At 64.3% G+C, this 21,640-nt stretch carries 14 protein-coding genes; 3 read left to right on the top strand and 11 right to left on the bottom strand.

Annotated elements, in window-relative coordinates; translation table 11 throughout:
* The first annotated feature begins 336 nt into the window (after positions 1–336).
* The 3 genes from EHV23_RS11420 to EHV23_RS11410 all read left to right on the top strand — a co-directional run bounded on the left by EHV23_RS11420 (position 337) and on the right by EHV23_RS11410 (position 6,099).
* Positions 337–2,319 carry a hypothetical protein gene (locus tag EHV23_RS11420; RefSeq protein WP_158615948.1) on the top strand — a complete coding sequence of 661 codons (1,983 nt, stop codon included), beginning with the start codon at positions 337–339 and terminating at the stop codon, positions 2,317–2,319.
* A 456-nt stretch (positions 2,320–2,775) separates the two neighbouring features.
* Complete coding sequence (locus EHV23_RS11415; RefSeq protein WP_125096186.1) at positions 2,776–4,101, top strand: hypothetical protein; 1,326 nt, start codon at positions 2,776–2,778, stop codon at positions 4,099–4,101.
* A 645-nt stretch (positions 4,102–4,746) separates the two neighbouring features.
* A complete protein-coding gene (locus tag EHV23_RS11410; protein ID WP_125096185.1) occupies positions 4,747–6,099 on the top strand; it encodes a hypothetical protein in 1,353 nt (450 codons plus the stop codon).
* Positions 6,100–6,365: 266 nt separating this feature from the next.
* On the opposite strand, the gene EHV23_RS11405 is transcribed toward EHV23_RS11410, so the two are convergent.
* The 11 genes from EHV23_RS11405 to dksA all read right to left on the bottom strand — a co-directional run bounded on the left by EHV23_RS11405 (position 6,366) and on the right by dksA (position 21,634).
* Positions 6,366–7,028 carry a PIG-L deacetylase family protein gene (locus tag EHV23_RS11405; protein ID WP_203228983.1) on the bottom strand — a complete coding sequence of 221 codons (663 nt, stop codon included), beginning with the start codon at positions 7,026–7,028 and terminating at the stop codon, positions 6,366–6,368.
* A 254-nt stretch (positions 7,029–7,282) separates the two neighbouring features.
* Positions 7,283–8,572, bottom strand: a complete 1,290-nt coding sequence (locus tag EHV23_RS11400; protein WP_125096184.1) for a glycosyltransferase family 4 protein — start codon at positions 8,570–8,572, stop codon at positions 7,283–7,285.
* 24 nt (positions 8,573–8,596) lie between these two features.
* Entirely contained in the window at positions 8,597–9,703 is a 1,107-nt protein-coding gene (gene wecB / locus EHV23_RS11395; protein ID WP_125096183.1) for a non-hydrolyzing UDP-N-acetylglucosamine 2-epimerase, read from the bottom strand.
* 311 nt (positions 9,704–10,014) lie between these two features.
* A complete protein-coding gene (locus tag EHV23_RS11390) occupies positions 10,015–12,126 on the bottom strand; it encodes an NHL repeat-containing protein (protein WP_125096182.1) in 2,112 nt (703 codons plus the stop codon).
* Between the two features lie 468 nt (positions 12,127–12,594).
* Positions 12,595–13,311 carry a nucleoid occlusion factor SlmA gene (gene slmA / locus EHV23_RS16170; protein WP_125096842.1) on the bottom strand — a complete coding sequence of 239 codons (717 nt, stop codon included), beginning with the start codon at positions 13,309–13,311 and terminating at the stop codon, positions 12,595–12,597.
* Between the two features lie 525 nt (positions 13,312–13,836).
* Positions 13,837–14,724: an acetylglutamate kinase gene (gene argB / locus EHV23_RS11380; protein WP_125096181.1), complete on the bottom strand. Its 888-nt coding sequence runs from the start codon at positions 14,722–14,724 to the stop codon at positions 13,837–13,839.
* A gap of 61 nt (positions 14,725–14,785) precedes the next feature.
* Positions 14,786–16,681 (bottom strand): putative bifunctional diguanylate cyclase/phosphodiesterase, encoded by a 1,896-nt coding sequence (locus EHV23_RS11375; protein WP_158615947.1) that lies wholly within the window; start codon positions 16,679–16,681, stop codon positions 14,786–14,788.
* A 468-nt stretch (positions 16,682–17,149) separates the two neighbouring features.
* Positions 17,150–18,502 (bottom strand): ATP-dependent protease ATPase subunit HslU, encoded by a 1,353-nt coding sequence (gene hslU / locus EHV23_RS11370; protein WP_125096179.1) that lies wholly within the window; start codon positions 18,500–18,502, stop codon positions 17,150–17,152.
* Complete coding sequence (gene hslV, locus EHV23_RS11365; protein ID WP_125096178.1) at positions 18,499–19,017, bottom strand: ATP-dependent protease subunit HslV; 519 nt, start codon at positions 19,015–19,017, stop codon at positions 18,499–18,501. Before hslV ends, hslU begins: the two co-directional genes overlap by 4 nt.
* A gap of 417 nt (positions 19,018–19,434) precedes the next feature.
* Positions 19,435–20,784: an STAS domain-containing protein gene (locus EHV23_RS11360; protein WP_125096177.1), complete on the bottom strand. Its 1,350-nt coding sequence runs from the start codon at positions 20,782–20,784 to the stop codon at positions 19,435–19,437.
* Between the two features lie 415 nt (positions 20,785–21,199).
* Entirely contained in the window at positions 21,200–21,634 is a 435-nt protein-coding gene (gene dksA, locus EHV23_RS11355; protein ID WP_125096176.1) for an RNA polymerase-binding protein DksA, read from the bottom strand.
* Between the last annotated feature and the right edge of the window lie 6 nt (positions 21,635–21,640).

Genomic DNA, 21,640 nt, shown 5'->3' with positions numbered 1-21,640 from the left:
ATTCACAACAATTGGCAACCTGCGGTGCTGCAAGGAACCATCAAAATGAAGCTGGCACTGCGTCCACCTCTCCTCCTCCCCGGGCGGTGAACTGCCTCCAGTCACCTCCCGCACACCGTCAGTACCCGGACCGATGTTTTTTTGCAACACCCTGCCTAGACTGAAAACCGTGACCAATTCCCTTGACTTTCCGTCGGGATGCGGCAGTCCCCCCATCACGGTCCATTCCTCGCAACAGGAATGGCTTCAGTCATGCACCTCCTGCGCAAAACCACATTCCGTCTGTCTGACCGGGCTTTCCCTGGCCGTCTTCCCATGCTGAGCTGCTCCCTACTCATGTCGCTGGCCCTGGCCGGCTGCGGCGCCGGTGACGATCCTCACGCCCTGACCCCGACCCAGGCCCAGAAGCAGTCTTCTGCCCAGGGCGAAATGCTGGCTCAAACCGAAGCACAGGCCCCGACCGAAGCACTGGCCCGGACCAGCGCCACGCTCAGGGCCGAGGAAGAGGCCCGCATCGCCGCTGCCTCCTTCGAGCAGATGGCCGGCGAGCGCCCGCACATCGTCACCTCCGTCCCCAACGAAGAGAACTTCGACTGGAACGGCATCGATGCCTGGATGGCGAACACCCTCTCCTACACGATGACCTCGGGCAGCAGCCTGCTGGGTGACGCCGACCATTCGGTGGACGTGTTCGTGGATGAATTCGGCAACGTCCTGCGCCGCACCACCGGACTCCTCATGGCCGATGCCTCCGCCCAGACCCTGAACAACCCGGGTGCCACCACCACCGATGCCGCGGCCACGACCTCGGTCACGGCACGCCACCCGCGTCCGCGTCCCTACCGGCCTGCCAGTGATGCCGACCTGCCCAGCTGGGCACGGGGCAGCGACTACAACGTCCAGCCCAACGACCCGGGCAGCAAACCGGCCGCAGGCAACAGTGCCTCGAACGGCAGCAGCACGTCGAATGATGGCAGCGCATCGAACGGCAGCGCAGGCAGCAATACCGCCGCAGGCAACACCAGCAAGCCCACCACCCCGACGGCAGCCGCCACCGGCAACGGCAGCCAGTCTGCCGGCACCGGCAATGCCGGCACGGGCAGCAGCACCGCCCAGCCCGCCAGCCGCAACCGTCTGGTCACGGCCACCAACCTGCAGCTGGATTCGCCCGAGTTCAACCGCCTCTACGGTCCGGGCGTGTTCACGCAGAATGCCCTGGCCAACACGGTCATCGGCAGCTACCGCAACCGCAACACGGTGGTGTCGAACCGCTTCCGTGCCACCGTCAACGGCCAGCTCAACAGCGTGCGCCTGTACTGGCAGAGCGGTCTGGGCTATGCGGGCGGCACCGGAGGCGTCATCCGCCTGAGCCTGTACCCGGACGACGGCAGCTCCGCACATCTGCCCAACCTGAAGGCAGCCCCGCTGGCCAGCGGCACCTTCACCCCCGGACTCAAGCCGGGCGACAAGCCCAAATCGATCTTCCCCGAAATCCGGATGGACAAAAAGAGCGGCAACATGGTGGCCGGCCGTCTCTACCACCTGGTGATGGAGAACATCGACCCCAATGCGCACGAAAACTTCATCAGCAGCAACAACAGCATCACACCGCAGAAGAATGGCCGTCCGGCCCGCTGGCTGAACACCATCGACTGGTCCACGCTGATGGGCTATCGCCCGCGCGGCTCCACCCGCGACTTCAGCTGGACCAACCTGACCGAGGTCGGTTCCAGTGGCAACATCTTCTCGCCCATCCTGCAGCTCTCGCTCACCAATGGCCAGAGCCAGGGCGTATCGGACATGGAAGGCGGCACGGTCGACAACAAGCTGATCTACACCGCCACGGCCCAGAAGCCCATTCGCGAGCACTTCACCCCGCGCAGCGACAAGCGCATCTCGGGCATCTCCTTTGCCACCGCCGCCTCGGTGGCGGGCCGGCTGCAGTGGCGCATTCTGGACGGCAACACCGAGCTGGCGTCGGGCTACGTCAACGAAAACCGTCCGAACTACAACCCGATCCAGTCCAACCCCAGCTACAAGGTCGGCAATTTCAAGTGGTACGACATCACGCTGCCGCAGGATGTGGTGATGAAGGGTGGGCGCGCCTATGAGCTGGAGTTCCGTCCCGAAGGCAACAGCCAGTGGAAGTTCGGCGACCACCGCAACGGCTCCTCCTACGGCTACACCTGGCCTGCCGCCTTCACCGAATCGCAGGCGCAGCTGATGCTGGGCGGCCGCTGGATCGGTTCCAACCACTGGAACCACGCCCAGAACGGTTCGGGCGCAAACTGGCCGGTGGTGCTGCATCTGGCCCCCTGAACCAGACAGGCCCCTCTGGCCCCACGGTACCAGACGGACCGTCCCCCTGACCCCCGGGACCAGACAGCCTGAAGGCACCCCGAAGTCCCGTTCACCAGCGGGCTTCGGGGAAAACGCAAACCGGTACACCCGCACATGGGGTACCGGTTTGTTTTTGGTGACGGTGCAAAAGACCCTCCTGCACAACCACGGGCACGGGTGGATCAGCTTTACCTGGCGCGCGTATGGATTCATTCGCCCATCTTCGCGTGCAGGACAGGGCGGCTGCAGAATCCTCGATGGCTTCAGAGGCTCCCAGGGTACTGTCAACCCGGCCATACATGACCAGAGTCCGGGAATACTCCATGGCTGTTGCCCAAAAATCAAATAAAAGAAATTTTCATTGACGATATGTAACCTAATATTGTTTTGGTGCTACGTTGAATGCTCATGATTAACTCAAGGAGCATCCACATCATGCGACACATCCATGGCTCGGCATTCACCTCACTGGCCGGTGCACGGCTGACCCGCACCGCCCCACTTCTCCTGGTCCTGATGCTGTCCGCCTGCGGCAACGACAGCGAAAGCCCGGGCACGGCCAGCAGCAAATCCGTGCACGGCCAGACTGTTTCGGGCATCGTTCAGCCCGGCACACCAGAGGCCGGCGCACAGGCGGTATCCCCTGCACACAACGACCTGCACACCAAGGCACTGGTCCCCGCCAATGGCAGCATCACCCTTACATCCGGCGCATTTGGCAAACTCTATGGCCCGGGCGTCTTCAAGCAGGACGCGCTCGCCAACACGGTGGTTGGCGTTCAGGGCGCCTACGAACAGAAGGTGTCGAATCGCTTCCGCGCCCAGCACAACGGACAGATCAGCAGCGTGCGCATCTACTGGCAGGCAGGCAAGGGTTATGCATCAGGAACGGGCGGTACGGTTCGCCTGTGCATCCTGCCCGACGATGGCAGCAGCCGGCATCTGCCCAATCTCAACGCAACACCGCTTGGTACGGCCTGGTACAGTCCGGGCGCGGCACTTGTCGGCAAGGGAAAACCCATCTTCGCCGATGCATGGTTCAGCGGCACGCAGGCGCTGAAGGCCGGGCAGATCTATCACCTGCTGATGGAAAACCTCGATGGCTCGCCCGCCAGCAATTTCATCAGCAGTAACAATGTCATCACCGTTCGCCCGAACGGCCGCCCCTCCCGCTGGGTAGCCACAACGGACTGGGCCACCCTGCTGGGCACCCGGCGTCATGGCACCAGTGCCGGCTTCAACTGGTATGACCTCACCGTCAACGGCTCGAGCAGCGACAACTATTACACGCCCATCCTGCAGCTGAACTACAGCACCGGCGCCGTACAGGGCAATTCCAACATGGAGGGCAGCGCTTCCGATCCGAAACAGGTCTTCACCGCCAGTGCCAGTCAGCCGGTGCGCGAGCAGTTCCGCCCGTCCGGCACCAGACAGGTCTCTGGCCTGTCGGTGGCCACGTCCGCCTCGGTGGGCGGCCAGCTGCGCTGGCGCATCGTCGAGAACGGAACCGAGCTGGTCAGCGGCGCCATCTCCCAATGGAGCCCCAACTACCGGATAGTGACCAACAAAACCGGTGCCCGCATGACGAACTACCAGTGGTACGACATCAACCTGCCGCGCACCATCACCTTCCACGCCGGCAGCACCTATGACGTGGAGTTCCTGCCCCAGGGCAGCAGCCAGTGGAAGGGCGCCTATCACTGGGACTACAACCAGAACCGCAATGACGCCAACTGGCCCGTGGTCCTGCGCCTGAACTGATCAAACCGGCCAGTCCGACTGGTCGTGATGGTGTGCGAGCAGCGGTACCCGCACACCTCCCGTACACCCGCCGTCCAATGGCTCCCGTCCGGCATCCCAGCATGCCGGACCCCGCAACGCCGCGCGGCAGCCCAGCCTGCCCGCGGCGTTCTCGCAGGCAGGGTCGGCACCTCACGGGCCAGATCATCGTACGTATCCAGAATCTTTCTGACACATCGTTACCAGCCAGAGCACCGGTCACTGGCGGGCACTGAACAGCCAGAAAAATGGCCGCAGTATCTCCAGCTGTTACCTGCAGCTTTGGATCAGGCTTTGCCCATCCATTGAATATTGCAACGCAACATTACGCATACATGCTGCGATCTGCTGTGTAACAAGCGTCTTTTACCATCTATTTATGGCTTTTTATCGTAGTTCACCGCATGACAGGTATTTCAAAAATCTCTGATGCTGCAATGCACATACCGAACGAGCGCCCTCATCCGCCAGGAACAGACAAAACATGAAGATCATAAATAACTACTATTTATATCCATACGCTACCTGTGGGCTTTTGTTTGAGCGTTATACTTCGCTCGCTTTCGTAACTTTTGTAAGTCATTGGAAGAGCTGCAACATAGTGCAGCATTTTTGACAACACCCCCTATGCAACAAAAACAAATCGCGCTAGCAGCACCGGTTCTGGCTGCCCTGATCCTCACCGCCTGCGGTGGCTCTGAAGAAGGTGGCAGCACGGCCTCCAGCACCAAGGCCGTGAGTGGCAGCGTCATCTCCTCCCCGGAAACACTGGCATCGGCCGATGCCGCACAGAGCGGCAGCACGCAGGACTCTCGGGCCGGCAGCCTGCAGACCAAGGCCATCATCAGCGGCACCCACAGCCTGACCTCCGGCACCATCAATCGCCTGTACGGCCCCGGCGTCTACAACCAGGACGCGCTGGCCAACACCATCGTGGGCGGCCCCAACAACCAGAAGGTGTCCAACCGTTTCCGGGCCCAGCACAACGGTCACATCACCAGCGTGCGCCTGTACTGGCAGCCGGGCCGCGGCTATTCGTCGGGTAACGGCGGCACCATTCGCCTGCGCATCATGCCCGATGCCGGTGGCCTGCCCAATCTGAACGCTGCCGCGCTGGCCACCGGCTACTACAGCCCGGGCGGCGCAGCCTACGGCAGCAAGCCCATCTTTGCCGACGCTCACCTCACCAGCAGCGGCAACGTGCAGGCCGGCCAGATCTACCATCTGGTGCTGGAAAACGTCGACGGCTCGCCCACGTACAACTACATCAGCAGCAACAACGCCATCACCATCGGCGCCAATGGTCGCCCTTCGCGCTGGGTCGCCCCGTCCGACTGGGCCACGCTACTCAACACCCGTGGCCGCTGGCTGGATCTGACCACCAACCCTTCCAGCAGCAACAACTACTACGTGCCCATCCTGCAGCTCAACTACAGTACGGGCGCTGTACAGGGCAACTCCAACATGGAAGGCGGCGCCACCGACCCCAAACAGGTCTTCACCGCCAATGCGAACCAGCCGGTGCGCGAGCAGTTCCGTCCGTCCAGCACCAGACAGGTCTCCGGCCTGTCGGTAGCCACATCCGCCTCGGTGGGTGGCCAGCTGCTCTGGCGCATCGTCGAGAACGGCAATGAGCTGGCCAGCGGCACCATTTCGCAGTGGAGCCCCAACTACAGTCAGGTGGCCAACCGTTCGGGCAACCGCGTGACCAACTACCAGTGGTACGACATCAACCTGCCGCGCACCATCACCTTCCGTGCCGGCAGCACCTATGACGTGGAGTTCCTGCCCCAGGGCAGCAGCCAGTGGAAGTTTGCCGACCAGCGCAACGGGGCCGACTTCGGCTTCCGCTGGCCTGCCGCCTTCACTGAATCGCAGGCCCAGCACCGCCGTGGGGGCCGCTGGATCAACGCCTACCACTGGGACTACAACCAGAACCGCGGCGGCTCCAACTGGCCAGTGGTGCTGCACCTGAACTGACCGGGAGCCTGCTGCCACAGGCATGACGGGCGGGGAAACGGGCTGATCATGGAATCCCCGCCGCCCTGCGTGACACTCGTGGACTTCCACAAAGCCCCCGGGAGCAGCCGGCAAGGCTGAATCACGCAGCAAGAAGCGCCGCCTGAAACCTCCTCAGTGCGGCGCTTTTCCTTGAATCCGGTACGAGCCAGGATTCATGGCAGAACCAGATTCATGACAACCGGCAGCCATGTCCAGGGATCGGGCCGTGTTGCAACAAAGATCCGTCAATCCAGAATCAGCCGCGGAACATCGAACACCTCGGCGGCCTTTTTCTGGATTTGCGTGCCTCGCACCAGGGCCAGCGCACGCACATAGGTTTCGTTCACGTAGTCGCGAATGGCATGCTGCGAGTGATACTCGTACAGGGCGTCGATTTTCTTCTGCAGCTGCTGTTCGGTCAGCGTGACGAAGCAGCGGTGCGAGAACTCCAGATTGTTCCAGGCCAGCTCATAGGCCAGAATGGTGGTGCGCTTGAAGGCCCGGAAGCCTTCGTCGGCAATGGTCTTGTGATCCTGGTGCGTATCGGTGGCGCTGGGCACGAACACCAGATCGGGCCGGTACTCGCGGTTCAGGCGAATCATCGTGTCCAGCACACGCTGGCGGTTTTCCGGGAAGGTGCGCACCTTGAAGTCCAGCACCAGCGCGTCTTCCTTCTTCACGCCCAGCTTCTGGGCGGCATTGACGTTCTCGGTGCGCAGCACGTCGCGCGCAAAGCCTGCGGGCACGGAATCTTCGGCGGCCGAGAAGGCCACGGTCACCACGCGGTGGCCTTCCTCGATCAGCCGGGCCACCGTACCACCACAACCCAGTTCGGTGTCGTCGGTGTGCGGTGCCAGCACCAGGACGGTGCCTTTCTTGCCCTCGGGCATCAGTTTTTCTATCTGCATTGTTTTTGTTGCTTCAGTGATCAGTCGGGGCATTCTGCAGCAGGCCCCGCTGAAAGAAAACCAAAAAAGTCCTGAGCGCCGTTCATTGCCCGGAGCACCAGACCTGTTGCCGGGGGAACCCGACCTGTCGACGGAGACACCGGACGGGATACCCGCCCGGTGCGCGATGGCATGATCGCGCAGATGCCTGTGTCAGCCGGCAGGCAGGTGAGGCGACGCGCGGAACAGCCCCGGGACGCGTCCCCTGACACGGCTCAGGACGGCGCCACACCCGGCCCGACGCGGTCGTCTCCGGGCCGGCGCTCGGCCATCACGTCCTGCACCACGTCCATCACCAGGCCGGCCGAACGTTCACGCGAGAAGTCGCGCGAGGCTTCCAGCGCCTTCTGGCCCAGTGCCTTCGTCAGTGCGGGATCATCGGCCAGTTTCTGGATGGCATTGGCCATGTCTTCGGGGTTTTCGGGCAGCACGTTGATGCCAAAGCCGTACTCGTCCACCAGCCCGGTGGCCTCACCGGCCGGCAGGCTCATGATGACGGGCATGCCCATGGCCAGCGCCTCGAAGGTCTTGGACGAGATGGTGGCCCTGAAGAGCGGCCGGTCCTTCATCATCACGATGGCGGCATCGAGCAGGCTCCACACCGCCGGCATGTCGGCCTGGTCGAACGGGGGCAGCAGCTTCACGTTGGCCAGCCCCTGTTCCTGGATGGATTTCTCCACCTCGTCATACTCGGCACCGGCCCCGGCCAGCATGATCACGATGTCGTCACGGCCCCGGTCACGCAGCACACGACCGGCATCCACCGCCGTCTGCACGCCGGCGCCCATGCCGATGGTGCCGTAGTAGCCCACCACGAACTTGCCCTGCAGGCCGAACTTCTCGACGAAGGTGGCATCCTTGGGCCGCGGGGTGAAGCGGTTGGTATCGGCACCGTTGCGCACCACGACGATCTTGTCGGACGGAATGCCCCGGTCCACCAGGTCCTGCTTCAGACCTTTGGTCACGGCGATCACGCGGTCGGCCGCGCGATACATGCTCATCTCCATCCAGTACAGCGTCTTGATGGCGATGCCTTCCTTCATGGCGCCCACGGCCACGATGGAAGCGGGCCACAGGTCACGCAGCTCGAAAATCCACGGCAGCCGGCGCAGGCGCGACACCACCCACCCCGCCACGGCACAGAAGAACTGCGGCGAGGTGGTGATGAGAATGTCGGGCCGCTTCTGGAACATGGCCACGATGCCACCCGTGACCATGAACGACACGTAGTCGAGAATGCGCTTGAGGAAGCCCTCGTTGGCGGCAATGTAGCTCTTGACGCGGATGACGGTCACCCCCCCCATGTCTTCCTTCATGTACCAGCGGTTGGTGTAGCCGGCCAGGGGCTTGCCCTGCGGGAAGTTGGGGGCGGTGGTGATGATGGTGACCCTGTGCCCGTCCTTCACCCAGCGGGAGACATGCTCCCAGGTCCGCATGGCGGGCACATTGCGCTCGGGCGGGAAGTTGTCGGTCAGAAAGAGAATGTTCAGCTTGGGGGATGCCATGATCGAACCCGCCCTCGAAAAAGATCAGCGCTTGAAGGTCATCTGCGGCATCTTGACCAGCGTGGCCGCGATCTTCTCGCCGGCATCGCCGTTGCCGTAGTGTTCGCGGGCATCGCCGCGGGTACCCACGCGCGAGGCGCACAGCTCGGCAAAGGCTTTCGGGTCTTCCAGCGGGGCCAGGGTGTTCCAGCCGGAATCGACCAGCTCGGTCCACTCAGTTTCGTCGCGGAAGGTGACGCACGGCACCTTGTGGAAGAAGGCCTCGCGCTGCACGCCCCCCGAGTCGGTGACGATCACGCCGGCCGCGCGCTCCAGACGCACGATGTCGATGTAGCCGATGGGCTCGACGATCTTGAAGTTGGCCGACTTCGGCTTGAAGCCCAGGGCATCCACGTGCTGGCGGGTACGCGGATGCAGCGGCAGGATGACCGGCAGTTTTTCGGCCAGCAGGTCCAGGCCCTCCATCAGCACGCGCAGGCGTTTGGGGTCGTCGGTGTTGGCGGCGCGGTGCACGGTACACAGCACGAACTTGCCGGGTTCCACCCCGAAGGTTTCCAGCGCCTTCGATTTCTGCTCGGCCACTTTGGCCATCTGCAGGGCGCAGTCGTACATCACGTCGCCGGGCTGCTCGACGCGGTCGCCGGTGATGCCCTCGCGCGCCAGGTTGGCCGTGGACACGTCGGTGACCGAGAAGTGCACGTCGGTGATGTGGTCAGTCAGCACGCGGTTGATTTCTTCCGGCATGCGGTTGAACGAACGCAGGCCGGCCTCGACGTGGGCCAGCGGGATATGGATTTTGGCGGCGGCCAGCGCACCGGCCAGCGTGCTGTTGGTGTCACCGTAGACCACCACCACATCGGGCTTCTCTTCCAGATAGAGCTTTTCCAGCGCTTCGAGCTGGCGGCCCGTCATGGCGCCGTGGCCACCACCGCCGATGTGCAGGTTGAAGGCGGGCGCCGGCATGCCCAGCTCCTGGAAGAACACATCGGACATGTTCTGGTCGTAGTGCTGGCCGGTGTGCACGATGCAGTGTTCGACATCCGGATACTTTTCCAGGGCCTGGCTGACGATGGCCGCCTTGACGAACTGGGGCCGGGCACCGACAACCGAAAAAATGCGCGTCTTGGACATTTGTAACGTCTCTCGCAAACGGGGAAGGATCGCCATGAATATAGCCGCCCTGTCCGTCGCGTCAACCAAATATCCGGTCGCTGTGCCAACTATGACAGCTCTTTTCCCAAAAAAACAGTCACTTGGGTATTGTTGTCCTGATACAACAGGTTTCGTGACATTAAATGTGATTCATTATTATGAATAATGAATGTATCAATCGTGTATCCGGACCCGGACGAACGGCACAACCCGGCCGGGCAAGAGGCCCTGGGCCGGGTCTGACGGTGCAGGGCCACCGAGGCCCCGCAGGTGGCGGGTTCTGCTGCGCTCTACTGGATCTGCCAGCTGTAGAGGTGGTTGTTGGAACCGAAGTAGATCCGGCCGTTGGCAGCGGCGCCCCCCACGGTGATGCGCATCGGCGACTGCACCACCCGTGCCAGCGTATGGGAGGCGGTATCCAGCCGGGCAATGCCGTCGTGGAGCAGCACATAGACGGTCTCGGCACCGCCCGCGCCCGCCGTCTTCACGAAGGCGCGCGTGCCCTGGGCAAACACCGCCGCCGTACCCAGCTGACGGCTGAAGTTCTTCGCCGAGACCACCTGATGCGTTTCCGGGTTGAAGGCAAACAGGTCCACGCTGTCGGCTATGCCGTAGACCAGGCCATCCGGTGCCACCACCAGGTCGGTGATGGTCCGCGCGCCCTTGACCGGTGCGCCGTGCCAGCTCACCTGATGGGTGTTCGGGTCCATCAGGAACAGCTCGCCCGAGTCTCCGCCCTTGGTCACGCCGCCGGTACCGGGCTTGACCGTGGTGCCCCCCAGCAGGGTGCCGTTGGGCAGCTCGATCAGTGCCTGCACCGAATGGTCGGGAATCAGCTGGGTGTGGTCGATGGCGGCCCGGTCGCCGTTGATGCGGTTCCAGAACACCATGCCCCCGCCGGTCATGCCGTACTCGGGCGTCCCCGCCATGACCATCAGCGCACCTGAGCGCTGGGCCAGCAGCGCATGCGGCCGGTTGATCGACGGATTGGCCTGCAGCACGTCGTTGTATTCGTTCTGGCCGTCGTTCTTCTCCTGCAGCAGCTCGCCATCCGGATAGGCGCCCACGTAGAGCCGCTTGCCCACCGGCACCATCACGTTGGGCTGGCGGTTCACCCGCTTGCTGTCGAAGGTGCTGCCTTGCGCTGCAGGCAGCATGAAGGTATGCATCGGAAAGCGGGTGCCACCACAGACGGTACCGTCTTCCATCGTGCAGACGAAGGTCAGCGACGCCCCTTCGGTGGTGTAATCGAAGGCCACCTCCTGGTTCTGGCCATCCGGCGAACGGGTGACCAGCCGGCGCGTGTGCATGTCGATGTCCACCAGCCGGCGGCCCGACGGGAAGTTGCGGTCGGTCAGGTTCTGTGCGCCCGTCTTCAGGCTGGACGCGGCCGTCTTGTCATTGGGGCCGAGGCCGGTAGCCTTGCCATTGGACAGGATGTAGCGGCCATTGCCATTGCTGCCATACACCACATTGGTGTCGGCCTGCGTCACCACGGCCTGCCCCGAAATGCGCTGGGGCGTCGGGATCAGCGGCTGCGCGGTACGGGAGGTCGGGTTGAAGGCATAGATCTGCGAGGCCGCCATGCCGGTACCCACATACACCCAGCCCTGCTGGTCCACGGCAATGGAGCGCGGATACTGCGCCCACGATTCATTGGCCACGGCGCCGTACTCTTCCACGGCGCCACTGTCCGGCGTGTAGGCCACCAGCTGGTTGTTCGGATAGGTGGCCGCCCAGATGCGCCCGCCCCCATCCTCCGTCAGGCTCATGGCCGTCTTGCCCTGGGTCTGGCCGACGAAGCTGAAGCGCTTCGTTGCCACGTCGAATTCGATGAAGTAGTTGTTGAACAGCGTATAGAAGCGGTTCTTCGATGACAGGTAGACGGCCGCCGGTTCATCGCCATTCGGGTCGAACGGGGTCTGGAACTGTTCGGTGGCTCCGGTGGTTGCGTTGACCATCATCAGCGAAAAACCGCCGCGCCAGTCCTGCAGCCAGGTCAGCACCACATCCTCGCCCGCGGGACCGGTGGTCGATACGATGCCGCGCGTCTGTGCCACCTGGGTGGGCACGCCATGATCGGCAAAGCCGGCCGCCTGCAGCTGGGCCGCATCGGGGGCCGCCGGCGTGGGATCGGCGGCAGCGCCGCCCGCAGCCGCGCTGCCCCCCTGCTCGGTGGCCTGGGTGTTCTGCTGGCCCTGGCCTTCGGTACTTCCGGTACTTCCGGTACTTTCGGCGTCGGCACTGTCGGACGATGCATCCCTGGATGCCGCCGCCAGGGCGCCCGAGGCCAGGCCAATGCCCACGGGCAGCATCAGCGCCGCCAGAAAGGCAGCCAGGGGTCGCAGGCCGGCACGCGGCGCAGGCACACGCGTCCGGCGGTCATCCAGATCGAAAGGCATAGGGCAAACCGTCACTTGAGTTCAAAGGGAACGGTCAGTCTATCGGCACATGTAGAAAGCACCGACAGATAATCAAGAAAAACGATCACAAAGACCAACGCGTATTTACAATATCACCTGACAATTAAATAAATTTATCTTGTCATAACGGCATCGAGCGTCAATGCAAACAAGTGGCACGGATCTGCGGAAAATATTCGCAGTCCTGCCCGTCACGTAAGCCGAAGGCATGCACCTTCACAGGACGCCCCACGTTTTCCCACAAAGGGGGATGCCCGGCCCACACACCATGAGCCATTCGTCATGAAGGATGGCCTGCACCCAACGATACAGGAGCCCGTATGTGCCATGGACCGGTCTGCCCCGCGTGCAGGTTCCGGCCGCGTGCCGATGGGGCGTCATGTACCGGCAGACACCGTCATGTACCGGCGGGTACCGGCAGAAGTTCACCGCAGGCCGGTACCGGCGTCAACCCACAAAGAACCCGATCTGGATGGCGGCATTTTCGGTGGGCATGCGCCTGAACCCCCCCTTGGCATAGCGGATCCAGCGACCCAGCACATAGGACAGCAGCAGGTCGGCACGGGCGCCGGCATCGGTATCGGGAGGCAGGTGCTCCTGCACCATGGCGGTGCGGAAGCACTGCTTGAGCGACAGTTCCAGCCGGTCGAGCAGCTGGTTGATGCGCACCTGCAGCCGGTCGTCCTCGTTGATGAGCGCATCGCCCACCAGCACGCGGGTCATGCCCGGGTTGCGCTCGGAGAAGGTCAGCAGCAGGTTGAGGATCTGCTGGATCTGGCTGAGGGCGTCCTCTTCGTCGCGGGTGATCTGGTTGATCAGCCCGAACAGGGTGGACTCGATGAACTCGATCAGCCCCTCGAACATCTGCGCCTTGCTGGCAAAGTGGCGGTACAGCGCCGCCTCCGACACTTGCAGCCGCGCGGCCAGGGCCGCCGTGGTCACCCGTTCGCCCTGGGGCTGCTCCAGCATCCCGGCCAGGGCCTGCAGGATCTGCAGCCGGCGCTCGCCCGGCCTGGGCCGCTTGCGGCGCGGACGCTCAGCCCCGGCCTCCGGCGCCGCGGCTCCCGACGCAGCAGCCTCCGACGCAGCCGTCCCCTGTGCAGCCGGCCCTTGCGCGACTGCACCCTGCGCGGTGGCGTCCTGTGCAACCGGCCCGTGAGTCACTGCGCCCTGCGCGGCTGCACCCTGCGCAGTCGTGCCCTGCGCAGTCGTGCCCTGTGCAACAGCTCCCTGCGCGGCCGCCCCCTGTGCCGGGAAGGAGGCCGGCGCGACCACTGCGCCCGGCACGCCCGCAACCGCACCTGCCACCGCGGGCTGGCCTGCGTGGGAAGAGGCGGAAAGGAAGGGATTGGCGGGATCAGTCATGCGCAGTCAGAGAGTGCAGCGGGCCACGGCCCTGAAGCGTCGCGAGGGTGGTGAACGAGGTTACGGTGATGCCGGCAGGCACTGCGGGCAACAGGTGCGGGACGGGTGCATGGCCGGCAGATGCAATCTGCCCTGCATTGTAGCCGGCCGGCAGCGCGACCGGCAGCCATTCGGAGCACGGCGGGCCGGTATCGGTGTCCCGGCCCGGCAGATCGGGACGCGCCGTTGCAGGACCGATACAAACCCCGGTGCCTGTCAGGGACTCATTCATCCCCGCGCAGGCCCCGGCCGTGTGCTGACGACGGGGTGTGTCATGGAACTCAGTCAGCTGCTGCTGATCATCGTGCCCACCCCCTGATCGGTCAGCAGCTCCAGCAGCAGGCAGTGGTCCACCCGGCCGTCGATGATGTGCACGGCATTCACGCCCGCACGTGCCGCATCCAGCGCCGATGAAATCTTGGGCAGCATGCCGCCCGAAATCGTGCCGTCGGCAAACAGCGCATCCACCTGGCGGGCGCTCAGTCCGGTCAGCAGCCGCCCCTCGCGGTCCAGCACCCCGGCGGTGTTGGTGAGCAGCACCAGCTTCTCGGCCTGCAGCACCTCGGCGATCTTGCCGGCCACCACATCGGCGTTGATGTTGTAGGTCTGGCCATCGGATCCGGAGCCGATCGGTGCCACCACCGGAATGAAACGGTGCCCGGTGAGCGTGCGCAGAATGGCCGGATCGCAGTGCTCGATGTCACCCACCAGCCCGATGTCGATGGTCTGGCCCGGCTTCTCGCGGTCGGGCAGCAGCAGCTTGCGCGCCCGGATCAGGTTGCCGTCCTGTCCGGTCAGCCCCACGGCCTGGCCACCGGCCGTGTTGATCAGCTCGACGATTTCCTTGTTCACCTGGCCGGCCAGCACCATCTCGACCACCGACATGGTGTCGTCGTCCGTCACCCGCATACCCTGGATGAAGGTGCCCTGCTTGCCCAGCCGCGACAGCGCGCTCTCGATCTGCGGGCCACCCCCGTGCACCACCACCGGATTGATGCCCACCAGCTTGAGCATCACCACGTCGTGGGCAAAGCTGCGCTTGAGGCGCTCGTCGGTCATGGCATTGCCGCCGTACTTGATCACCACCGTCTTGCCATGAAAGCGGCGGAGATAGGGTAGTGCCTCGGAAAGGATCTCGGCCTTCAGGCCGGGCGTCAGGCTGTCGGTGTTCATCGCGTCTCCTGCAGTGCCCTGAAGGGCATGCAGCGATGATAACGGTTCCGCGCAACGCCCTTCAGAACACGGCCGCCCGCCGGGCCTCCTCCAGGCTCTGCTGGCTCTGGATGCGTGCCCGCAGCCACTGCTCCATGCGTTCGGCCGGCTGCGGGCGCGACAGCAGAAAGCCCTGCATCTGGTCGCAGCCGTAGCCGCGCAGGAAGTCGGCCTGCGCCTCGGTTTCCACCCCCTCGGCCACCACGTTCAGCCCCATGCCGTGGCCCAGGGCGATGATGGCGCGGGCGATCACCACGTTGTCCGACCCATCCTCCGCCTCCGACAGGAAGGAGCGGTCGATCTTGAGCGTGCGCGGGCTGAAGTTGCTCAGATAGCTCAGCGACGAATGGCCGGTACCGAAATCGTCGATGGCCAGGCTCACGCCCAGGTCCGCCAGCCGGCGCAGCACGCGCACGTTGTCGGACGCATTGTCCACGAAGATCGTCTCGGTCAGCTCCAGCTCCAGCCAGCGTGGCTCCAGCCGGGTCTCCTTCAGCACCCGCTCGACCAGCTCCACGAAGCCGGGACTCTGCAACTGCCGGGCGGACACGTTGACCGCCACACCAATCGGCGGCATGCCATGGCTGCGCCAGACCATCAGCTGCCGGCAGGCCTCCTGCAGCACCCAGGCACCCGCCTGCACGATCAGCCCGGTCTCTTCCAGCACCGGGATGAAACGGTCGGGCATCACCAGCGGCTTGCCCTCGGGCTGCCAGCGCAGCAGGGCCTCCACACCAGTCACCGCCCCCGTCACCATGTGCACCTTCGGCTGGTAGTACAGCACGAATTCGTCATTGAGCAGCGCCTGCCGCAGCGCCTGCCCCATCTCGCTGCGCTGCTCGGCCTCTGCATCCATGTTCTGGTCGTGGATGGCGTAGCTGCCGCAGCCCTGGTTCTTGGCAAAGATCTTGGCCAGCTCGGCCTCGCGCACCAGCTTTTCGGCGCTCAGTGCCCGGCCGGCCCGGTGGCTCACGCCCACACTGGCCGTCAGATACAGCTGGTACGGCCCCACCTCGAAGGTGCTGCCCAGCGCATCCAGCACGCCGCGCGCAAAGGCTTCCGTCACCTGTGCAGACTTCGGCAGCGCCTCCACCAGCAGCAGCAGCACATCACCACCGGGCGCTCCCATCACCACGGGCGGCAGCCCCACCTGTTCGGCCATCTCGTCGATACGCCGGCGCACCACGCGGGCCACCTGCTCCAGCAGCAGGTCGGCATAGGTCTGCCCCACCGCCCCGTTGATCATCTTGAAGTGATCCAGGTCCAGATGGAACAGCGTGCATTCGGTACCGTCGCGGCCGGAGCGTTCGATGGCCTCGCGCACACTGTCCATGAAGGCATCACGCGCCAGCACGCCCTGCCGGGCCAGCACACCCGTGGCACCGTCGCGGTCGCCAAAACCTTCCGGACGGCCGCGCGAGCGCCGGGCGCCCTGCACCGTCACCAGCGCAATCAGCGCCCCCAGCACCAGCACCAGCGAACCCACACCCAGCATGTGCCACAACACCGACCTGCTGCTGCGGGTCATTTCCAGCTCGCCCATGGCCCCCGTGGCATCCCGCCAGGGCACCGTCACCGAAAACACCGGCCCCGGCAGTGGTGCACCGGTCTGTGCCAGTACACGACCGGTGGCATCGCGCAGCACGCGCCGCCCTTCGAATTCAGGGACCGGCAGGCGGTGCATCAGCTGGCGGATGGCCAGTGCGGTATCGGCGCTTGGGGCAGTGGCGCGTGCTGGCACGGTCGCAGTGCCATTATTGGCATCGTCCGCGTGATGACGGACACCCACGGCCAGAAACTGTGCATCGGCCTGCACGCGGTCGAGCATCTCGCCCTCGACCTGCTGCCAGTAAAAATGAAAATAGGCGGTCGGCGCCGCCAGCAGGGCCACGATGCCCAGCACAGCCAGGGCACGCATGAACCCGCTGCCCGACCCCCCCGTACGCTGCGCCGCTGCCTTCATTCGCCCAAATGATCCTTTAGAGCGTGTTATGAAATGGCGCAGGCGCTCTACTGCCAGGTGAGCACAGCCCCTGCACCGGTTAGCCAGCCAGGGGCATGACACCACCCCGACCGAACCTCACGTCACGAGGCATTCTGCGCAAGCAAAAAAGTCACAGCGAGCCGATTTCAGCCAGACGGACAGCGAAACGACCATCAGCGGCAACCATGAGCGCCCGGAAACGGCAGCACCGCAACACGGCACTGCGGCTGCCCGACAACGGCACGATGCTTCAGAGCGTGTCATGAACCCGGCAATGAGATCGTGCGGCGGCACAAAAAAGGAGACTTCGCCGAAACGAAAGCCTCCCTGTGTTGGGGGACATGACGCATCCCCGCTCCTACCCTGCAGCCCGGAGGGGCTACACCGTGCTGCGGCTATATGTCACAACACATACCGCGACAGATCCTCATCGCGGGCGATGTCACCCAGCCGTTCCTCGACGAAGGCGGCATCAACCACCACCGTCTCGCCCGAGCGACGGTCGCCCTGGTACGACAGCTCTTCCAGCAGCCGCTCCATCACCGTCTGCAGACGACGGGCGCCGATGTTCTCGGTACCCTCGTTCACCCGAAAGGCTGTTTCGGCCAGCTTCTGGATGCCATCGTCGCGGAAATCCAGCGTCACGCCCTCGGTGCCCAGCAGTGCCTGATACTGCTTGGTCAGGCTGGCATCGGTTTCCGTCAGGATGCGCCGGAAATCCTCCACCGACAGCGAACTCAGCTCCACGCGGATCGGGAAGCGCCCCTGCAGCTCGGGCACCAGGTCGGACGGCTTGGACAGATGGAATGCCCCGGATGCAATGAACAGGATGTGATCGGTCTTCACCGAGCCGTGGCGCGTGTTCACCGCCGTGCCTTCCACCAGCGGCAGCAGGTCACGCTGCACGCCCTGGCGCGACACGTCTCCACCCTGCACGCCATTGCGTACGGCAATCTTGTCGATCTCGTCGAGGAACACGATACCGTTCTGCTCCACGTTCGACAGCGCCTGAGCCTTCACTTCCTCGTCGTTGACCAGCTTGCCGGCCTCTTCGTCGATCAGCAGCTTCATGGCGTCGGCAATGCGCAGCTTGCGCGGCTTCATCTTGCCGGGCATGTTCTGCATCATCCCCTGAAGCTGGCTGGTGAATTCCTCCATGCCGGCCGGCCCCATGAAACCGATGTTCGGCATCGGCTGCGAGATCTCGATTTCGATTTCCTTGTCGTCCAGATCGCCCTCGCGCAGGCGCTTGCGGAATTTCTGGCGGGCCACCGAATCGTCGGCGGTGGAAATGGGTTTTTCCAGATCGCGGTACGCCGATGTGTCACGCTCGTGCGCCGACGACGGCAGCAGCGCATCCAGCACCCGTTCCTCGGCCAGATCGCGGGCACGTGCATCGACCTTGCGCTTGGCGCGGTCGCGCTCTTCCTTGATGGCGTTTTCCACCAGGTCGCGGATGATGGAATCCACATCCTTGCCCACATAGCCCACCTCGGTGAACTTCGTGGCCTCGATCTTGATGAACGGCGCATTGGCCAGGCGTGCCAGCCGGCGGGCGATTTCCGTCTTGCCCACCCCGGTCGGCCCGATCATCAGAATGTTCTTCGGCACGATCTCGTGGCGCAGCGGCTCGGGCACCTGCTGGCGGCGCCAGCGGTTGCGCAGCGCAATGGCCACGGCGCGCTTGGCCTTGTCCTGGCCGATGATGTGCTTGTCCAGTTCGGAGACGATCTCCTGTGGCGTCATTTGGCTCATAGCGTCTCGATGGTGTGATTCTGGTTGGTGTAGATGCAGAGATCGCCGGCAATGGTCAGCGATTTCCTCACGATTTCTTCCGGCGACAGCTCGGTGTTTTCCAGCAGCGCCAGCGCTGCCGACTGGGCGTAGGCACCGCCCGAACCAATGGCCACCAGGCCATGTTCCGGCTCCAGCACATCGCCATTGCCGGTGATGATGAGGGAGTGGTTCCTGTCGGCCACGGCCAGCATGGCCTCCAGGCGGCGCAGCACGCGGTCGGTGCGCCATTCCTTGGCCAGCTCCACGGCAGCCTTCATCAGGTTGGCCGGATAACGCTCCAGCTGCGCCTCGAAGCGGTCGAACAGCGTGAAGGCATCGGCCGTGCCGCCAGCAAAACCGGCCAGCACCTTGTTGCCACCCAGACGCCGCACCTTGCGGGCCGAGCCCTTGACGACGATGTTGCCCAGGGTGACCTGTCCATCACCCCCGAGGGCGACCTGGTCGCCCCGTCTCACGGATACGATAGTTGTCATGATGGTCCCGAAAAGAAGGAAGACCCGCCGGCGATACGGAGGCCGTCTGCAGGCAGGCCCATGTCGGGCCCTGCCCGGGCAGACGCCCCGGACCTTCTGGGGAAAACCCGCACCAGCACCATGGACGGCCTGTGCAGTAGACCCTGCCGATCTTCCGGGAAACCGGTACCGGCTGGCACCGGCGGTTTCATGACATATGGGGGAAGGCGCAGGGTTTTCAATGGCCGACGGCCATGCCTCCTGCCCCGATGCCCCACACCGCACACCGCACACGGCACGGCACAGCAGCATTACACGGGCCACCAGCACACCGGGCGGCAACGCACAAAACGAAAAACCCCGGACGAAGCCGGGGTCGAGGGGCCGGGAAGGCCAACGGAGATCCGGAACAGGGCCGGCCACAGCCAGCCCCGGCCATCAGGCGTGCCGCAGCTGCAGCTCCGCCAGGTCGCCCAGACCCATCACGATCATCAAATAAGCCACCAGGTAGCTGGGCTGGCGGATGGTCACCGGTTTGCCATGGCCCTGCAGGGCCACCACCTCGTTGAGCAGCTCGCTGGCGCAGGCAAAATCGATGCGCACCAGCTGGCGGCAGTCCAGCGTCACCTCGCGGCGCTCCTCGGCCCAGGCACGCAGCCGGCGGAACATCGATTCGGCACGACCGGCCAGGACGCCCGACAGGACGAAGGTCTCGCCCACATACGGCGCCTGCGTCTCCGGCCCCTCTTCTTCCGGCTGGCTGTCGGGCAGCACCACCTTGAGCGAATCGGGCAGCGGCTCCCACGACGGCGGCGACACCTCGTAGGTCACGCAGTATTCGATGGCCAGATCCTCGAACTCCTGCTGGCGGCCCAGCATGCGCAGCGCCATCAGGCGCAGCTGCCAGCAGTGCTCGTCCGGATCGCGGCGACCACTTTCGGTCATCGGTGCCAGCGCCTTTTCCAGCGCCTCCACGCCACAGATGGTCAGCTCGTAGCGCGCCCTGCGAAAATCGCGGAAGGTGCGCAGCAGCAGGTCGGCACCGATCATGTCGATGCTGGTGACGCGGCTGAAATCCACCCGCAGCTGGCGCTTGCGCTGAATGGCCCGCGTCATCTGCTCGGTCTGCTTCACCACCTGGGCATCGATCAGCGGCGGGAACAGCACAGTGGACGACAGCTGCGCCGGGCTGTCTTCCTGCGGCTCGACCACCAGCTCATCCACCCACGCCGGTGGCGACAGCAGGAAGAGCGAGGCATATTCGACGGCCAGGTTTTCGAATTCGGTGCGCTGCCCGCTGGCCTGATACAGCTCCAGCAGCATTTTCCAGCCCAGCCGGGTGTGATCGCCCAGCTGTTTCTGTTCGATGGCATGCTTGAGGTTCTGTGTCGCCTCGGCCACCTGGCCGTTGGCAAACAGCACCGACACCTCTTCCAGCACCGGCAGCAGGCCGGAACTCTGGATTTCGATGGCTCCCTCGCGCGGCGGCCGCGCCACCACGGTCGGCCGGTCGCCGTTGTCGGTCGCACCGCCACCGGCTGCCACGGCGGCTGCCGGCTCGGGCTGCGCCTGGGCGGGTGCCGCGGCCGGCTTTGCCGTCGCCTGCGCCGCCGGATTGGCTACCGACACACCCTCACGCACCATTTCCGATTCGATTTCATCGATCTTTCTGGCGGTGAGTTCAGCAATTTCACGGGCACTCAGCCCATTGGCAGCCTCCGGTGCCGGAGCGGCTTCGCTCTGGTTCCGGTTTTTTTTCCTGCCGAACAAAGAAGAAAAGAATCCCACGGACGTATGCCCCCTGACTGGCCTTCGATTTTCAGTGTAGCACCGGGCGACTTTTCGGCCACCTGGTCCACGCCCCGCCAGTCGGCCGATAGTATCCAGCCAGCAGAAGCCCTGCCGGACCAGGCACCAAACCACCGCCGGGCGACACATGAGCGCCTTTCGTCGCCTTCCGGTGGAAACAAAAAAGGGGCTTGCGCCCCATTTTCTGTGCGCGATGCCCCACAGCGGACATCACGCTGGTTTTTTTGCGACAGACCAGGCATCCGCATGCCGACGGGTCTGTCCGGTGGGGCATCTGATGGACGACACGTCCGGCTGGTAATGCATCGGTTCTTCAGCCAGCCTGCCGCCCATGTGGGCCAGACCGGCCAGACATGCCCCCCTTCCTGTCCGGCCACGCCCACGCCGATTCTGCTCAGTCCCCGTACAGTTTCTGGCGCAGTTCGCGCCGCTGCTGGGCTTCCAGCGACAGCGTGGCCGTGGGGCGTGCCAGCAGACGCGGAATGCCGATGGGGTCGCCGGTTTCCTCGCAGTAGCCGTAGTCGCCACTGTCGATGGTGGCCAGGGCCTGCTCGATCTTCTTCAGCAGCTTGCGTTCACGGTCGCGCGTGCGCAGCTCCAGCGCATGCTCTTCCTCGATGGTGGCACGGTCGGCCGGGTCCGGCACGATGACCGTTTCGCGCAGATGTTCGGTGGTCTCGCCCGCGTTGTTGCGGATGTCGGCCTCCATCTGCCTGAGCCGGGCCCGGAAGAACGCCAGCTGCGCATCGTTCATGTAGTCCGACTCGGGCATCTGCAGAATCTGCTCTTCGGTCAGGATGGGGGTGGTGACTTCCTGTTCAGTCATCATCGTTGC

Origin of the sequence: Lautropia dentalis (assembly GCF_003892345.1) — a bacterium.
GTDB lineage: Bacteria > Pseudomonadota > Gammaproteobacteria > Burkholderiales > Burkholderiaceae_E > Lautropia > Lautropia dentalis.
This window is presented reverse-complemented; position numbering and strand designations above follow the sequence as displayed.

What these genes read in the sequence shown, in the direction of transcription:
- EHV23_RS11420 (WP_158615948.1), top strand. Translation starts at nt 337, where the DNA reads ATGTCGCTGGCCCTGGCCGGCTGCGGCGCCGGTGACGATCCTCACGCC.
- EHV23_RS11415 (WP_125096186.1), top strand. Translation starts at nt 2,776, where the DNA reads ATGCGACACATCCATGGCTCGGCATTCACCTCACTGGCCGGTGCACGG.
- EHV23_RS11410 (WP_125096185.1), top strand. Translation starts at nt 4,747, where the DNA reads ATGCAACAAAAACAAATCGCGCTAGCAGCACCGGTTCTGGCTGCCCTG.
- EHV23_RS11405 (WP_203228983.1), bottom strand. Translation starts at nt 7,028, where the DNA reads ATGCAGATAGAAAAACTGATGCCCGAGGGCAAGAAAGGCACCGTCCTG.
- EHV23_RS11400 (WP_125096184.1), bottom strand. Translation starts at nt 8,572, where the DNA reads ATGGCATCCCCCAAGCTGAACATTCTCTTTCTGACCGACAACTTCCCG.
- wecB (WP_125096183.1), bottom strand. Translation starts at nt 9,703, where the DNA reads ATGTCCAAGACGCGCATTTTTTCGGTTGTCGGTGCCCGGCCCCAGTTC.
- EHV23_RS11390 (WP_125096182.1), bottom strand. Translation starts at nt 12,126, where the DNA reads ATGCCTTTCGATCTGGATGACCGCCGGACGCGTGTGCCTGCGCCGCGT.
- argB (WP_125096181.1), bottom strand. Translation starts at nt 14,724, where the DNA reads ATGAACACCGACAGCCTGACGCCCGGCCTGAAGGCCGAGATCCTTTCC.
- EHV23_RS11375 (WP_158615947.1), bottom strand. Translation starts at nt 16,681, where the DNA reads ATGCGTGCCCTGGCTGTGCTGGGCATCGTGGCCCTGCTGGCGGCGCCG.
- hslU (WP_125096179.1), bottom strand. Translation starts at nt 18,502, where the DNA reads ATGAGCCAAATGACGCCACAGGAGATCGTCTCCGAACTGGACAAGCAC.
- hslV (WP_125096178.1), bottom strand. Translation starts at nt 19,017, where the DNA reads ATGACAACTATCGTATCCGTGAGACGGGGCGACCAGGTCGCCCTCGGG.
- dksA (WP_125096176.1), bottom strand. Translation starts at nt 21,634, where the DNA reads ATGATGACTGAACAGGAAGTCACCACCCCCATCCTGACCGAAGAGCAG.